Source organism: Streptomyces sp. NPDC048191, from assembly GCF_040652655.1.
Classification (GTDB): Bacteria; Actinomycetota; Actinomycetes; order Streptomycetales; family Streptomycetaceae; genus Streptomyces.
The window spans coordinates 135,738-152,433 of record NZ_JBEZMO010000013.1; the positions used below are offsets into that span (position 1 = coordinate 135,738).

At 70.1% G+C, this 16,696-nt stretch carries 11 protein-coding genes; 8 read left to right on the forward strand and 3 right to left on the reverse strand.

The genetic code is table 11. The annotated features are described in order from the left end of the window. The first annotated feature begins 16 nt into the window (after positions 1–16). The 4 genes from metH to AB0D93_RS22075 all read left to right on the forward strand — a co-directional run bounded on the left by metH (position 17) and on the right by AB0D93_RS22075 (position 8,115). The gene (gene metH, locus AB0D93_RS22060) at positions 17–3,532 is read left to right on the forward strand and encodes a methionine synthase (protein ID WP_362121757.1); all 3,516 of its coding nucleotides are present in this window, start codon (positions 17–19) and stop codon (positions 3,530–3,532) included. 170 nt (positions 3,533–3,702) lie between these two features. After that, complete coding sequence (locus AB0D93_RS22065) at positions 3,703–4,404, forward strand: HAD family phosphatase (protein ID WP_362121759.1); 702 nt, start codon at positions 3,703–3,705, stop codon at positions 4,402–4,404. Between the two features lie 432 nt (positions 4,405–4,836). Beyond that, positions 4,837–6,441, forward strand: a complete 1,605-nt coding sequence (locus tag AB0D93_RS22070; protein ID WP_362121761.1) for an ABC transporter substrate-binding protein — start codon at positions 4,837–4,839, stop codon at positions 6,439–6,441. Positions 6,442–6,534: 93 nt separating this feature from the next. Beyond that, entirely contained in the window at positions 6,535–8,115 is a 1,581-nt protein-coding gene (locus tag AB0D93_RS22075) for an ABC transporter substrate-binding protein (protein WP_362121763.1), read from the forward strand. Between the two features lie 78 nt (positions 8,116–8,193). Here AB0D93_RS22075 and AB0D93_RS22080 read toward each other — a convergent pair whose 3' ends face one another. Together AB0D93_RS22080 and AB0D93_RS22085 are read right to left on the reverse strand one after the other, a co-directional pair. After that, the gene (locus AB0D93_RS22080; protein WP_228618649.1) at positions 8,194–8,865 is read right to left on the reverse strand and encodes a response regulator transcription factor; all 672 of its coding nucleotides are present in this window, start codon (positions 8,863–8,865) and stop codon (positions 8,194–8,196) included. A gap of 14 nt (positions 8,866–8,879) precedes the next feature. Then, entirely contained in the window at positions 8,880–9,686 is an 807-nt protein-coding gene (locus AB0D93_RS22085) for a PD-(D/E)XK nuclease family protein (RefSeq protein WP_362121935.1), read from the reverse strand. A gap of 342 nt (positions 9,687–10,028) precedes the next feature. On the opposite strand from AB0D93_RS22085, the gene AB0D93_RS22090 reads away from it, so the two are divergent. The 3 genes from AB0D93_RS22090 to AB0D93_RS22100 all read left to right on the forward strand — a co-directional run bounded on the left by AB0D93_RS22090 (position 10,029) and on the right by AB0D93_RS22100 (position 13,951). Beyond that, positions 10,029–12,149 carry a site-2 protease family protein gene (locus AB0D93_RS22090; protein WP_362121766.1) on the forward strand — a complete coding sequence of 707 codons (2,121 nt, stop codon included), beginning with the start codon at positions 10,029–10,031 and terminating at the stop codon, positions 12,147–12,149. 80 nt (positions 12,150–12,229) lie between these two features. After that, a complete protein-coding gene (locus AB0D93_RS22095; protein WP_184971000.1) occupies positions 12,230–13,132 on the forward strand; it encodes a tRNA (adenine-N1)-methyltransferase in 903 nt (300 codons plus the stop codon). Between the two features lie 243 nt (positions 13,133–13,375). Continuing rightward, entirely contained in the window at positions 13,376–13,951 is a 576-nt protein-coding gene (locus tag AB0D93_RS22100) for a hypothetical protein (protein ID WP_362121768.1), read from the forward strand. A 39-nt stretch (positions 13,952–13,990) separates the two neighbouring features. Here AB0D93_RS22100 and AB0D93_RS22105 read toward each other — a convergent pair whose 3' ends face one another. After that, positions 13,991–14,293 (reverse strand): ferredoxin, encoded by a 303-nt coding sequence (locus AB0D93_RS22105; protein WP_362121770.1) that lies wholly within the window; start codon positions 14,291–14,293, stop codon positions 13,991–13,993. 522 nt (positions 14,294–14,815) lie between these two features. Between AB0D93_RS22105 and arc the strand changes: the two genes are divergently transcribed. Continuing rightward, a complete protein-coding gene (gene arc, locus AB0D93_RS22110; RefSeq protein WP_362121772.1) occupies positions 14,816–16,582 on the forward strand; it encodes a proteasome ATPase in 1,767 nt (588 codons plus the stop codon). Positions 16,583–16,696 lie beyond the last annotated feature (114 nt).

Consider the following 16,696-nt stretch of genomic DNA (forward strand, 5'->3'; position numbering starts at 1 on the left):
TCTAGGGAGCCCCTTCATGGCCTCGTCGCCACCGTCCCCTTCCGCCGACAGCCGGACCCGCGCGTCCGCGCTCCGAGAGGCGCTCGCCACGCGTGTGGTGGTCGCCGACGGAGCCATGGGCACCATGCTCCAGGCCCAGGACCCCACGCTCGAGGACTTCCAGCAGCTCGAGGGCTGCAACGAGATCCTCAACCTCACCCGCCCCGACATCGTCCGTTCCGTCCACGAGGCGTACTTCGCCGTGGGCGTCGACTGCGTCGAGACCAACACCTTCGGGGCCAACCACTCCGCCCTCGGCGAGTACGACATCTCCGGCCGCGTGTACGAGCTGTCCGAGGCCGGCGCCCGGGTGGCCCGCGAGGTCGCCGACGACTTCACCGCCCGGGACGGCCGCGCCCGCTGGGTGCTCGGCTCCATGGGCCCCGGCACCAAGCTGCCCACCCTGGGCCACGCCCCGTACACCACCCTGCGCGACGCCTACCAGCGCAACGCCGAGGGCCTGGTCGCCGGCGGCGCCGACGCGCTGCTCGTGGAGACCACCCAGGACCTGCTGCAGACCAAGGCCGCCGTCCTCGGCGCCCGCCGCGGTCTCGACGCCCTCGGCCTGGACCTGCCGGTGATCGTCTCGGTGACTGTCGAGACCACCGGCACCATGCTCCTCGGCTCCGAGATCGGTGCCGCGCTCACCGCGCTGGAGCCGCTCGGCATCGACATGATCGGCCTGAACTGCGCCACCGGCCCGGCCGAGATGAGCGAGCACCTCCGCTACCTCGCCCGCAACGCCCGCATCCCGCTGTCCTGCATGCCCAACGCGGGCCTGCCGGTCCTCGGCAAGGACGGCGCCCACTACCCGCTGACCGCGCCGGAGCTGGCCGACGCCCAGGAGACCTTCGTCCGCGAGTACGGCCTCTCCCTGGTCGGCGGCTGCTGCGGCACCACCCCCGAGCACCTGCGTCAGGTCGTCGAGCGCGTCCAAAGCCTCACCCCGGCCGACCGCGACCCGCGCCCCGAACCCGGAGCCGCCTCCCTCTACCAGACGGTGCCCTTCCGGCAGGACACCTCGTACCTGGCCATCGGCGAGCGCACCAACGCCAACGGCTCCAAGAAGTTCCGCGAGGCCATGCTCCAGGGCCGCTGGGACGACTGCGTGGAGATGGCGCGGGAGCAGATCCGCGAGGGCGCGCACATGCTCGACCTGTGCGTGGACTACGTCGGGCGCGACGGCGTCGCCGACATGGAGGAGCTGGCCGGCCGCTTCGCCACCGCCTCCACCCTGCCGATCGTGCTGGACTCCACCGAGGTCGACGTCATCCGGGCCGGCCTGGAGAAGCTCGGCGGCCGCGCGGTGATCAACTCCGTGAACTACGAGGACGGCGCCGGCCCCGACTCGCGCTTCGCGAAGGTCACCCGGCTGGCCCAGGAGCACGGCGCCGCGCTGATCGCGCTCACCATCGACGAGGAGGGCCAGGCCCGCACCCCCGAGAAGAAGGTCGAGATCGCCGAACGGCTGATCGCCGACCTGACCGGGAACTGGGGCATCCGCGAGGAGGACATCCTCATCGACACCCTGACCTTCACCATCTGCACCGGTCAGGAGGAGTCCCGCAAGGACGGCCTCGCCACCATCGAGGCGATCCGCGAGCTGAAGCGGCGCCATCCCGACGTGCAGACCACGCTGGGCCTGTCGAACATCTCCTTCGGCCTCAATCCGGCCGCCCGCATCCTGCTGAACTCGGTCTTCCTCGACGAGTGCGTCAAGGCGGGCCTGGACTCGGCCATCGTGCACGCGTCCAAGATCCTGCCGATCGCACGGTTCACCGAGGAAGAGGTCAGCACGGCCCTCGACCTGATCCACGACCGCCGCGGCGAGGGCTACGACCCCCTCCAGAAGCTCATGCAGCTCTTCGAGGGCGCCACGGCCAAGTCCCTGAAGGCCGGCAAGGCCGAGGAGCTCGCCGCGCTCCCGCTGGAGGAGCGCCTCAAGCGCCGCATCATCGACGGCGAGCGCAACGGCCTGGAGGCCGACCTGGACGACGCCCTGCGGGACCGTCCGGCGCTCGACATCGTCAACGAGACCCTGCTGGACGGCATGAAGGTCGTCGGCGAGCTGTTCGGCTCCGGCCAGATGCAGCTGCCGTTCGTCCTGCAGTCCGCCGAGGTGATGAAGGCCGCCGTCGCCTACCTCGAGCCGCACATGGAGAAGTCGGACGCCGAGGGCAAGGGCACCATCGTGCTGGCCACCGTGCGTGGCGACGTCCACGACATCGGCAAGAACCTGGTCGACATCATCCTGTCCAACAACGGCTACAACGTCGTCAACCTGGGCATCAAGCAGCCCGTCTCCGCGATCCTGGAGGCGGCCGAGGAGCACCGGGCCGACGTCATCGGCATGTCCGGGCTGCTGGTGAAGTCCACGGTGATCATGAAGGAGAACCTGGAGGAGCTCAACCAGCGCGGCCTCGGCGCCCGCTTCCCGGTCATCCTCGGCGGCGCCGCCCTCACCCGCGCCTACGTCGAACAGGACCTGCACGAGATCTACGAGGGCGAGGTCCGCTACGCCCGCGACGCCTTCGAGGGCCTGCGCCTGATGGACGCCCTCATCGGCGTCAAGCGCGGCGTGCCCGGCGCGAAGCTGCCCGAGCTGAAGCAGCGCCGGGTCCGGGCCACGGCCACCGCTCAGGCCGAGGAACGGCCCCAGGAGGGGCACGTCCGCTCCGACGTCGCCACCGACAACCCCGTGCCGGCCCCGCCGTTCTGGGACACCCGGATCGTCAAGGGCATCCCGCTCAAGGACTACGCGAGCTGGCTCGACGAGGGCGCGCTCTTCAAGGGCCAGTGGGGGCTGAAGCAGGCCCGCACCGGTGAGGGACCGTCGTACGAGGACCTGGTGGAGACCGAGGGCCGTCCCCGGCTCCGCGGCCTGCTGGACCGGCTCCAGACCGAGAACCTGCTGGAAGCGGCCGTCGTCTACGGCTACTTCCCGTGCGTGTCCAAGGACGACGACCTGATCGTCCTGGACGAGCGGGGCAACGAACGCACCCGGTTCACCTTCCCGCGCCAGCGCCGCGGCCGCCGCCTGTGCCTGGCCGACTTCTTCCGCCCGGAGGAGTCGGGCGAGACCGACGTCGTCGGCTTCCAGGTCGTCACCGTCGGCTCGCGCATCGGCGAGGAGACCGCGAAGCTCTTCGAGGCCAACTCCTACCGCGACTACCTCGAACTGCACGGCCTGTCCGTGCAGTTGGCCGAGGCACTCGCCGAGTACTGGCACGCCCGGGTCCGCTCCGAACTCGGCTTCGCCGGCGAGGACCCGGCCGACATCGAGGACATGTTCGCCCTGAAGTACCGGGGCGCCCGCTTCTCCCTCGGCTACGGCGCCTGCCCCGACCTGGAGGACCGCGCCAAGATCGCGGACCTGCTCCGGCCGGAGCGGATCGGCGTCCACCTGTCCGAGGAGTTCCAGCTGCACCCCGAGCAGTCCACCGACGCGATCGTGATCCATCACCCGGAGGCGAAGTACTTCAACGCCCGCTGACGGGTCATAGGCGCACGTCAGAGGCACCCCCGGCGTAAGCATGGTGTGCCCCGGGACACGCCGGTTAAACGAGGCGCTTCCGGCACCGGAGACGTACACTTGTCGGTCCACCGCAGGCCGGTTCCCCCTCCGGGAACCGGCCTGATCGTCCCTCAAGGAGGTGCGCCCGGATGACCAGCACGGTCCCTGCGCTAGGAACCCTTACGGCCGAAGGCTCCGCCCTGCAGGCGGTGCTCCTCGACATGGACGGCACCCTGGTGGACACGGAGGGTTTCTGGTGGGACGTCGAGGTCGAGGTCTTCGCCGCTCTCGGCCACGCCCTGGACGACTCCTGGCGGCACGTCGTGGTCGGCGGACCCATGACCCGCAGCGCCGGGTTCCTCATCGAGGCCACCGGCGCCGACATCACCCTCGCCGAACTCACCACGCTGCTCAACGAGGGCTTCGAGGACCGGATCGACCGTGCCCTGCCGCTGATGCCGGGCGCCGCCCGCCTGCTCGCCGAACTCCACGAGCAGGCCGTCCCCACGGCCCTGGTCTCGGCCTCCCACCGGCGCATCATCGACCGTGTGCTGAGCGTGCTCGGCCCGCACCACTTCGCCCTGTCCGTCGCCGGCGACGAGGTCTCCCGCACCAAGCCCTTCCCCGACCCCTACCTGCTCGCCGCGGCGGGCCTCGACGCGCTGCCGGAGAGATGCGCCGTGGTCGAGGACACCGCGACCGGTGTCGCCGCCGCCGAGGCCGCGGGCTGCCGCGTGGTCGCCGTACCCTCCGTGGCTCCCATCACCCCCGCCGCCGGACGCACCGTGGTGACCTCCCTGGAAGAGGTCGACCTGGCATTTCTGCGGGGCCTGATGACGGAAATGCGCTAGCCGTTCACCCAGTGTGAAAAGTCCATTGGCCCGGTTGGACAAATTTCCGGGGAAGTACACCCCGGTGGAATTCCCGGCCGGCCGCCCGGCCGAATTCCGCTGACTCACCACACAGTAGAAAGTGTGACGTTCACCACCCCGGCAGCCCTCGACAGGCCGTGCCGGGTGTGCCGAACGGCCCCTGCGGGCCCGGATCGGCGAGTCCTTGTGTCCCGATTGATGGAAAGCTGCACTAATCCTGCCGCTGTCGGGTTTTCGGTGTGTCCGCACCCGGTTTCACTGCGTGATGGGGGGTCAACTCACGCGGCCGTGAACCCTCCTGCGGGCGCGGACTAATCTCATCGCGAGAACATCGCCGCAACCCCCCGTGATCCGCCGCACCACCATGCATGCCGGATACACGGACCCGAACAGCTCTGGAGAAACTCCCGCATGAACCGCAAGACTTTGGTGCTGCCGGCCGTCGCCGGCCTGCTCACCCCGGTTCTCGCCGCGTGCGGCGGATCCGACAGCGGGAGCAAGGGCGGCGACGCCATCGTCGTCGGTACCACGGACCGGTTCACCGCCACCAGCGACGCGCCGGCGCCCCTCGACCCCGCCTACGCCTACGACGTCGGCACCTGGAACATCCTGCGCCAGACCGTGCAGACCCTGATGGCACAGCCCAAGGGCGAGGGCGACCCCATCCCGGACGCCGCCGAGAGCTGCTCCTTCACCGACAGCGGCAGCGAGCGCTACGCCTGCAAGCTCCGCGACGGACTGAAGTTCGCGAGCGGCGACCCGGTGACCGCCAAGGACGTCAAGTTCTCCATCGAGCGGGCCCTGCGCATCAAATCGAGCAGCGGCGTGTCCTCCCTGCTGAACACCATCGACACCGTCGAGACGCAGGGCGACCGCGAGGTCATCTTCCACCTCAAGACCGCCGACGCCACCTTCCCGTACAAGCTGTCCACCCCGGTCGCGGGCATCATCAACCCGAAGGACTACGAAAAGGACAAGCTGCGCAACGGCTTCGACGTCGACGGCTCCGGCCCGTACAGCTTCCACGCCGACGTCAACGGCAACGCGATCACCGCCGCCACCTTCACCAAGAACCCCGGCTACAAGGGCGCCGTGAAGGTGAACAACGACAAGGTCGAACTGCGCTCCTTCACCGACGCCGACGCCATGGGCGCCGCGATCGACAAGGGTGACATCGACGTCATGACCCGCACCATGTCGCCCGCCCAGATCCAGAAGCTGGACGCCGGCAGCGACGACAAGGTCGACCTCGTCGACATGCCCGGCCTGGAAATCCGCTACCTGGCCTTCAACACCGACGCCTCCAGCGTGAAGTCCAAGGCCGTACGCCAGGCCATGGCCCAGCTCATCAACCGCGCCGAACTGGTCGGCAAGGTCTACGGCACCCAGGCCGAGCCGCTGTACTCGCTCGTCCCGGCCACCCTCACCGGCCACTCCAACTCGTTCTTCAACAAGTACGGCAACCCGAGCACCGCCAAGGCCAAGGACCTGCTCACCAAGGCCGGCATCACCACCCCGGTCAAGCTGACCCTGCACTACACCACCGACCACTACGGCTCGGCCACCAAGCAGGAGTTCCAGATCCTGCAGAAGCAGCTCAACAACAGCGGCCTGTTCGACGCCTCCATCCAGGGCCACCCCTGGGAGACCTTCCGGCCCGCCGAGCAGAAGGGCCAGTACGACGTCTACGGCATGGGCTGGTTCCCCGACTTCCCCGACGCCGACAACTTCCTCGCGCCCTTCCTCGACAAGGACAACTTCCTCGGCTCGCCGTACTCCAACACCACCATCCAGCGCACCCTGATCCCGCAGTCCCGCCGCGAGGCCGACCGCCTCAACGCCGCCAAGAGCCTGCAGCAGATCCAGGACACGGTCGCCGAGGACGTTCCGGTCCTCCCGCTGTGGCAGGGCAAGCAGTACGTCGCCGCACGGGACGACATCACGGGCGTCGCCTACGCCCTCAACTCCTCCTCGACGCTTCAGCTGTGGGAGCTCGGCCGCGGTGTGAGCGGCTGACGGCTCTCAACCGGGGCCAGGTACGGTTGGTCCGGTGACCCGGGGCCGGGACGGTGGCCCCGGGCTGACGAACCGACGACAAGGCACACGCAAGTGAACATGCGCAACCAGTGGCCGGTCCTGCCCATCGTGGCGGGGCTGGCCTCCGGCCTGTTGACCGGCTGCGGCTCGGAGACCGGTGATTCCGGGGGTACCGGCTCCTCCGTGGTGATGGGGATGTCCGACGACGTCCTCGCCACGGACCCGGCCTCCGGCTACGACCCCGGCTCCTGGCTGTTGTTCGACAACGTCTTCCAGTCGCTGCTGAGCTTCCCCAAGGGACAGACCGAACCCCAGCCGGAACTGGCGAAGGCCTGCTCCTTCACCGACTCCCAGGCCACGGTCTACCGGTGCACCCTCAAGAGCGGCCTGAAATTCAGCAACGGCGACCCGCTCACCTCGGAGGACGTCAAGTTCTCCTTCGACCGCACGCTGAAGATCAACGACCCCTCGGGGCCCGCGGTCATGTTCCCGATGCTCGGCAGCGTCGACACCCCGGACGCGAAGACCGTGGTCTTCCACCTGAAGTCCTCCGACGCCACCTTCCCCAGCAAGATAGCCTCCGGCGCCGGCTCCATCGTGGACCACCGCCAGTACGCCGCCGGCCACCTGCGCACCGACCACAAGGCGGTCGGCTCCGGCCCCTACCAGCTGGACTCCTTCGACAAGGACAAGGCGGTCTTCTCGGTCAACGGAAACTACCGGGGCACCGCCAAGGTCAAGAACTCCGGCGTCACCCTGAAGTTCTTCCACGGCGACCGCGCCGCCCTCAAGAGCGCCCTCCTCGACGGCGACGTCGACATCGCCTACCGTGGCCTGTCCGCCTCCGACATCGCCGGCCTCGACCAGCAGGGCGGCAGCAAGGGCGTCGACGTCATCGACGGCACCAGCGCCGAAGTCCAGCACCTGGTCTTCAACATGAAGGACCCGGTCGCCGGCAAGCTCGGCGTCCGCAAGGCCATGGCCTACCTCGTCGACCGCGACGCCCTCATGAAGAACGTCTACCAGGGCACCGCCAACTCGCTGTACTCGGTCATCCCGGCGGGCATCACCGCCCACAACACGGCCTTCTTCGACACCTACGGCGCCCGCCCCTCCCGGGCCAAGGCCGCCGCCGCACTGCGCGCCGCCGGCATCACCGGCAAGGTCAAGCTCACCCTGTGGTCCACGCCGTCGCGCTACGGCCCCGCCACCGACGAGGAACTGAAGGCCATCGCCGGCCAGCTCAACGCCAGCGGCCTCTTCGACGCCGACGTCAAGTCCGTCGCCTTCGACCAGTACGAGAAGGACATCGCGGCCGGCAAGTACGCCGTGTACGTCAAGGGCTGGGTGCCCGACTACCCCGACCCCGACAACTTCACCGCGCCGTTCTTCGGCAAGGGCAACGTCCTGGACAACAACTACACCAACCGCACCATCACCGGCACGCTCATCCCCGGCACCGCCGCACAGAGCGACCGCGCCGCCACCGACAAGGACTTCGGGCAGCTGCAGGACATCGTCGCCGCCGAACTGCCCGTCCTGCCCCTGTGGCAGGCCAAGCAGTACGCGGTCGTCCGCGACGGCGTCTACGGCCTGGAGTACTGCCTCGACGCCTCCACGGTGTTCCGGTTCTGGGAACTCAGCAAGAGCTGACGCCCGTTGACGCGAAGGGCGCCCCTTCCCCACGGGGGAGGAGCGCCCTTCGCCGTCGTATCGGACAGGCCCGGGGAGCTACTGCGCGCCGGGGCGCACCAGTCCGCTCTCGTACGCGTACACCGCCGCCTGCACCCGGTCCCTGAGACCCAGCTTGGTCAGCACATGCCCCACATGGGTCTTCACCGTCGTCTCGCTGACGAACAGATCGGCCGCGATCTCCGCGTTGGACAGCCCCCGCGCCACCAGCTTCAGCACCTCCACCTCGCGGTCGGTGAGGGTGTTCAACGTGTCCGGCACCGGCTCCTCACCGGACGGCAGATGCGTGGCGTACTTGTCCAGCAGCCGACGCGTGATGCTCGGCGCCAGCATCGCCTCACCGGCCGCCACCACCCGGATCGCCTGCACCAGCTCATTGGCCGGCGCGTCCTTCAGCAGAAAGCCGCTGGCACCCGCCCGCAGCGCCTCCACCACGTACTCGTCCAGATCGAACGTGGTCAGCACCAGCACCTTCGCCGGGCCGGACCGGTCGGGCCCGGTGATCTGCCGGGTCGCCTCCACCCCGTCCATCCGCGGCATACGGATGTCCATCAGCACCACGTCCGGCTGCAGGGCCCGTACCTGATCGAGGGCCTGCAGACCGTCACCGGCCTCGCCCACGACCGCGATGTCCTGCTCGGCCTCCAGGATCATCCGGAAACCCGTACGCAGCAGGGGCTGGTCGTCGACCAGTAGGACACGGATGGCCACCTGACACTCCTTCGCTAGTCCGGGCCCATTCTGCCCTGCGCCACCGGCCCCGACTCGGGCGCCCTCAACGGCAACGGATACGGCGGGGGAGTGCCACCGAACTCGGGGCAGTGGGCCTGGTGGTCGCACCAGCCGCACAGCTTGGTCGGACGCGGCCGCCACTCCCCGGTCTCCGTGGCCCGGCGGATGGCCTCCCACAGCGCGTGCAGCTTGCGCTCGACCCGCTCCAGATCGGCGAGGACCGGGTCGTACGTCAGCACGTCCCCACTGCCCAGATAGACCAGCTGCAGCCGGCGCGGCACCACCCGCTTCAACCGCCACACCACCAGGGCGTAGAACTTCATCTGGAACAGCGCGCCCTCGGAGTACTCCGGCCTCGGCGCCTTCCCCGTCTTGTAGTCGACGATCCGCACCTCGCCCGTCGGTGCCACGTCCACCCGGTCGATGATCCCGCGCAGCCGCAGCCCCGACTCCAGCTCGGCCTCCACGAACAGCTCCCGCTCGGCCGGCTCCAGCCGCGTCGGATCCTCCAGCGTGAACCAGCGCTCGACCAGCCGCTCGGCCTCCTGGAGCCACCCCGCCAGCCGCTCCCCGTCCGGATCGTCGGCGAACAGCTCCGTGACCTCCGGCCTGCTCTCCCGCAGCCGGTCCCACTGGCCGGGGATCAGCGCCTTGGCCCTGGGCGCCGTCCGCTCCGCCGCGGGCGCGTCGAACAGCCGCTCCAGCACCGCGTGCACCAGCGTGCCCCGGGTCGCCGCCGCGCTCGGCTTCTCCGGCAGCCGGTCGATCACCCGGAACCGGTACAGCAGCGGGCACTGCATGAAATCGCCGGCCCGGGACGGGGAGAGCGAGGTGGGCGCGATGGCGACACGCTCGGCACCGGCCTCCGGCGGGGCCGTCGGGGGCGTGGGGAGCGGCTCCACGGCCGGATCCGACTGCTCGGCGCCGCCCTCGCGGGCTCCCGCGTCCTCCATGCTGCTGTCCATGTCCACAGACCTTACGGCCCAGCACTGACAGTGACCCAGCCACAGCGCGTTCGGCCACGCGACCGCGGGGCAAACACAAGGGGTGCCGGGGCGAAACGCGCCACCACGGCCGCATACCATCGACCAGAGACCCTTCCGTCCGGCAGGTACGGAAGACGCTTCGAACGAGGGGAAATCGTGGACGTGAGCGGCGGGAGCGGGCAGCCGCGGTCCGGCAACGACGAGCCGACCCAGCACCCCGCAGGTCCAACGGCCCCGGCGACCGACCCCAGCGGCGGCTCGGAGCCTCAGGGAAGCCCGCCGTCCGACACCGCCGCACAGGACACGAAGGGCCGCCCCCCGAAGACCCCCGCCGCCCCCAACCGCCCCCCGGCCCCCTCCGACAGCAACGACGCCCCCCGTCCCACCACCGACACCCCCAACGACACGGACGCCGCCCCGGAGCCCGGCCGCCCCCCGGCCGACCCACGGCCCACCGACGCCGACGCCCCCGGCGACGCGCAGGAATCCACGGAGGCGGGCCGGGAGCCCGGCCGGCCCCCGACCGGCCCACAGCCCACCGGCGCCGACGCCCCTGGCGACGTGCAGGTATCCACGGACGCCTCCCCGGAGCCCGGCCGCCCCCCGGCCGACCCACAGCCCACCAGCGCCGACGCCTCCGGTGACGCTCAGGAGGCCACCGGTGCCGACGGCGACGGGGCCACCGACGCCGCGGCCGAGCCCGGCACGAGCGGCGCACGGTCCGACGCCGGCGGCCCGGACACCGGCGGAACCGCCGGCCGCGCGGACACCGCCGGCGCCGCCGGGACCACGGGCTCCGAAGCCACGCCGGGCACGAGCGGGGCTCCGGGCGGCACCGGCGTAACCAACGGCCCGGCCTCTGAGGGTCCTGTCGCCGGCCGACAGGACACCGGCACCGCAGGTGACACCCGCGGCACGGAGCCGCAGCCCCCCGGTGCCGGCGGCCCGACCCGGGACACGACCGACACCGGCAGCGCCACCCCGCCCGAAGACGCACCGTCCCACCCCACCGGGCCCGAGGACGCCGGATCCCCCGGCGCCGGGCGCGAGGCGCGGCACGAGCATCGGGCCCTCGCGCACTCCGGTATCGCCAAGGGCGAGCCACCGCAGCCGCGGCCCAAGGAGCCCGGCGGGGGAATCCTGATGGGCCGGCCGTTCGGCGTGCCCGTGTACGTCGCGCCGAGCTGGTTCCTCGTCGCCGCGCTGATCACCTGGGTCTTCGGCGGCCAGCTCGACCGCGTGCTGCCCGGTCTCGGGGCCGCCCGCTACCTGGTCTCCCTGTTCTTCGCCGTCGCCTTCTACGCCTCCGTCCTGGTCCACGAGCTCGCCCACACCGTCGCCGCGATCCGCTTCAAACTCCCCGTCCGCCGCATCCAGCTGCAGTTCTTCGGCGGCGTCTCCGAGATCGAGAAGGAAGCCGAGACCCCCGGACGCGAGTTCGTCCTGGCCTTCGTCGGTCCCCTGCTCTCGCTGGTCCTCGCCGGGGTGTTCTACCTCGCCATGAAGCCCGTCCAGCCCGGCACCGTCCCCGGCGTCCTGCTGGCCGGCCTGATGATCTCCAACCTCATCGTGGCGATCTTCAACCTCCTGCCCGGCCTGCCCCTGGACGGCGGCCGTATGCTCCGCGCCGTCGTCTGGAAGATCACCGGCAAACCCATGAGCGGCACCGTCGCCGCCGCCTGGGTCGGCCGTGCCCTCGCCGTCGCCGTCCTGATCGGCCTGCCCCTGCTCAACCAGTCCGGCGCCCTCGGCGGCAACAACGAGGACGTGGGCGGCATGGACACCGTCACCGACGCCCTGCTCGCCGCCATCCTCGCCGCGATCATCTGGACCGGCGCCGGCAACAGCCTGCGCATGGCCCGCCTGCGCGAACACCTCCCCGAACTCCGCGCCCGCACCCTCACCCGCCGCGCCGTACCCGTCCAGACCGACACACCGCTCTCCGAAGCCCTGCGCCGCGCCAACGCCGCTGGCGCCCGCGCCCTCGTCGTCGTCGACGCCCACGGCAACCCCCTCTCCCTGGTCCGCGAGTCCGCCATCGTCGGCGTCCCCGAACACCGCCGCCCCTGGGTCGCCGTCAGCGGCCTCGCCCAGGACCTCACCGACGGCATGCGCGTCTCCGCCGAACTCGCCGGGGAAGAGCTTCTGGACGTCCTGCGGGCCACCCCCGCCACCGAATACCTCGTGGTCGAGGAGACCGGCGAGATCTACGGCGTCCTGTCAGCAGCCGACGTGGAGCGGGCCTTCGTCAGGGCCATGGCACGGCCCGCCGTATAGCGCCCCCACCCGCACCGCCCACGATCGCCCCACCCCCTCCGTCGGCCAAACCCCCGCACGGGAACCGGTACGCTGGTCACATGTCCGAACCGACCGGTGCCGCCCGCAGGCGCGGGCCCTTCAAGGTCGGGGACCAGGTACAGCTGACCGACCCCAAGGGTCGCCACTACACGTTCACGCTCGAAGCCGGGAAGAACTTCCACACCCACAAGGGCTCCTTCCCGCACGACGAACTGATCGGCGCTCCCGAGGGCAGCGTTGTCCGCACCACCGGCAACGTCGCCTACCTCGCGCTGCGCCCCCTGCTCCCCGACTACGTCCTGTCCATGCCCCGCGGGGCAGCCGTCGTCTACCCCAAGGACGCGGGGCAGATCCTCGCCTTCGCCGACATCTTCCCCGGCGCACGCGTCGTCGAGGCCGGCGTCGGCTCCGGCTCGCTCAGCAGCTTCCTGCTGCGCGCCATCGGCGACCAGGGCATGCTGCACTCCTACGAGCGCCGAGAGGACTTCGCCGAGATCGCCCAGGCGAACGTCGAGCGCTACTTCGGCGGCCCCCACCCCGCCTGGCAGCTCACCGTCGGCGACCTCCAGGACAACCTGTCCGACACCGACGTCGACCGCGTCATCCTCGACATGCTCGCCCCCTGGGAATGCCTGGAGGCCGTCTCCAAGGCACTCGTCCCCGGCGGCATCCTGTGCTGCTACGTCGCCACCACCACCCAGCTCGCCCGGACCGTGGAGTCCATCCGCGAGATCGGCTGCTTCAACGAGCCGACCGCCTGGGAAACCATGATCCGCAACTGGCACATCGAGGGCCTGGCCGTCCGGCCCGACCACCGCATGATCGGTCACACCGGCTTCCTGCTCACCGCCCGCCGCCTCGCCGACGGCGTCGAGCCGCCCATGCGCCGCCGCCGCCCCGCCAAGGGCGCCTACGGCGAGGACTACGCCGGACCCAACGCCGACGGCGGCGCCGGCCGCTGACCACCCCGCACACCCCACAACGCCAGGGCGCCGTGCCCGAGTTCCCACCGACCGGCGGGAACTCGGGTACGGCGCCCGTCCGTTGACAGCACACCAGGACTCCCAAGCCCACGAACGAACGCCCGCCCCACCCGTGGACGCCCCGCCTGCGGAAATCCCGGACCCCGCCGTTCCCCCGCACTGTGACGTGTGGCACCATGCTGGCCACCCCCACCGGCACAGCCCTCACAGGAGACACTCCTAGTGCAGCAATCCGCCGTTCCGGAGCTCGCCCACACCCACACCCGGCCCATCCACTGGGTCGCCACCGCCACAGCCGTCGCCGGCGTCGTAGCCCTCTCCTCCTTCGTGCAGCCCGGATCGGCCACGGCCGCCCAGCCCACCACCGGCACACCGCACAAGCCCGCGGCCGTCGCACCGCCCGCCACCACCGGCGTCGACTTCCCGCTGCAATGCGGACCCGTGAAAGCCGTCGTCGCCAAGAAGACCACCGGCGACCTCGACGGAGACGGCAGACCGGAAACCGTCGCCGTCGTCCACTGCGACTCCGCCATGGGCACCCCGCCCGACGGCGTCTACGTCCTCACCCGCTCCGCGGACAACGGCACACCCCGCGTCGTCGCCACCCTCGTCGACCCCAAGGACCGGCTCACCGTCACCCACCTCTCGCTGCACGCGGGCACGGTCGGCGCCACCCTCCTCGGCTACTCCTCCGACGCCGTCCCCAACTGCTGCCCCGACGTGAAGACCCCGACCAAGTGGCGGTGGAACGGCAACGCGTTCGTCCGCTCCACCCCCGCCGACGCCCACAGCGTCTGACACCCGGCCCGGCCCCCTAGCCGGGGCCCAGGGCCGCACTCACTCCGCGCCGGGCCCGTACACCTCCACCCTGTCCGAAACCCGGCGCACATGAATGCACTCCCCGGGACACTCCCTCGCCGAGTCCACCACATCCGTCAGCAGCGGCAGCGGCACCGGCGTCGTCGCACCCGCGGCCTGCAGCAGCTCGTCGTCCGCGCCCTTCACATAGGCCAGCCCGTCGATGTCCAGCTCGAACACCTCAGGGGCGTACTGGGCACAGATCCCGTCGCCGGTACACAGGTCCTGGTCGATCCAGACCTCCAGCGCCTCTCCGCCCGGAGCCTCCTGCTGCACGGTCACCTCTCCTGCCGTCGGTACACCGGCGCGAGCCGGCACCACCAGGGCCAGCCGGGTCCGCGCCAGCGGCTGTTGAACACCCCCGACCCTACCCCCGCGCCCATTCCGGACGGCCGTCCACCGGCACAGGGTTTCCGCTCCCGTACCCTCGGGTAGCAGCGACCGACCAGAACCGACACATCCCCGCCACGGCGACGACGACTTCAAGCCGGGCCCGCCGTGACATCCGACGCCCGCACCGTCGCTCTGCGTGATGACCGCGCGAGCGCCCTTCGTACTGCCCGACTTCCGGCCGAACAGCCCCGGAAGGGACAACTCCGGCCACTCCTGAAGGGTTTTGACCATCCGATGCCCGGAACAAGCTGCTTCCACATCACGTTGAGTGGGTATCCCCTCCGTGCGAGGGAGAGCGCAACGGGTGACCGACGACACACCTTGACAGTCATTGTGATCTAGGGGTTTCAATCGACACCCACCCAGGTAGGGTCTGGAAGCGTCCAGCTCCCCTTGGAGGAGGTGAGGACCGTGGCAGCCCACGACGACGACATGAACCGCGGCATCCGCCCGGGACGAGGGTCCGACGACCCGGCCGGGCAGATCGCCTACCTTGAGCAGGAGATCGCCGTCCTGCGACGCAAGCTCGCCGACTCTCCGCGACACACGAGGATTCTCGAAGAGCGGATCGTCGAGCTGCAGACCAACCTGGCCGGCGTGTCCGCCCAGAACGAACGGCTGGCCAACACCCTCCGCGAGGCCCGCGACCAGATCGTGGCCCTCAAGGAAGAAGTCGACCGGCTCGCCCAGCCGCCGGCCGGCTTCGGAGTCTTCCTGCAGGCCAACGAGGACGGCACCGCCGACATCTTCACCGGCGGCCGCAAACTCCGGGTGAACGTCAGCCCCAGCGTCGACCTCGACGACATGCGGCGCGGCCAGGAAGTCATGCTCAACGAAGCGCTCAACGTGGTCGACGCCATGGAGTTCGAGCGCGTCGGCGACATCGTCACCCTCAAGGAGATCCTCGAGGACGGCGAGCGCGCCCTCGTACTGGGCCACACCGACGAGGAGCGGGTGGTACGGCTCGCCGAGCCGCTGCTGGACGTCACCATCCGCCCCGGCGACGCCCTCCTGCTCGAACCCCGCTCCGGCTACGTCTACGAGGTCGTCCCCAAGAGCGAGGTCGAAGAACTCGTCCTCGAAGAGGTCCCCGACATCGGCTACGAGCAGATCGGCGGGCTCGGCAACCAGATCGAAGCCATCCGCGACGCGGTCGAGCTGCCGTACCTCTACCCCGACCTCTTCAAGGAGCACGAGCTGCGCCCGCCCAAGGGCGTCCTGCTCTACGGCCCCCCCGGCTGCGGCAAGACACTCATCGCCAAGGCCGTCGCGAACTCACTCGCCAAGAAGGTCGCCGAGGTCACCGGACAGGCCGCCGGCAAGAGCTTCTTCCTCAACATCAAGGGCCCCGAGCTCCTCAACAAGTACGTCGGCGAGACCGAGCGGCAGATCCGCCTCGTCTTCCAGCGTGCCCGCGAGAAGGCCAGCGAGGGCACCCCCGTCATCGTCTTCTTCGACGAAATGGAATCCCTCTTCCGCACCCGCGGCTCCGGCGTCAGCTCCGACGTGGAAAACACCATCGTCCCCCAGCTGCTCGCCGAGATCGACGGCGTGGAAGGCCTCCAGAACGTGGTCGTCATCGGCGCCTCCAACCGCGAGGACATGATCGACCCCGCCATCCTCCGCCCCGGCCGGCTCGACGTGAAGATCAAGATCGAGCGTCCCGACGCCGAGGCCGCCAAGGACATCTTCGGCAAGTACCTCACCGAGCGCCTCCCCCTGCACGCCGACGACCTCAGCGAGCACGGCGGCAGCAAGGAAACCACCGTCCAGAGCATGATCCAGACGGCGGTCGAGCAGATGTACGCCGAATCCGAGGAAAACCGCTTCCTGGAAGTCACCTACGCCAACGGCGACAAGGAAGTCCTCTACTTCAAGGACTTCAACTCCGGCGCCATGATCGAGAACATCGTCGGACGCGCCAAGAAAATGGCGATCAAGGACTTCCTCGAAAAGAACCAGAAGGGTCTCCGCGTCTCCCACCTCCTCCAGGCCTGCGTGGACGAGTTCAAGGAGAACGAGGACCTGCCCAACACCACCAACCCCGACGACTGGGCCCGCATCTCCGGAAAGAAGGGCGAACGGATCGTCTACATCCGTACCCTCATCACCGGAAAGCAGGGCGCGGACACCGGACGCTCCATCGACACGGTGGCGAACACCGGTCAGTACCTGTAACACCAGGGCGGCTGCGGGTGCCCTCACCGGGTACCCGCAGCCCTCGCGTTTTCAGGCCACGACCGGAGCACGCAATGACGCAAATGATCTCCCCACCAGCGCAAAGGCGTTCTA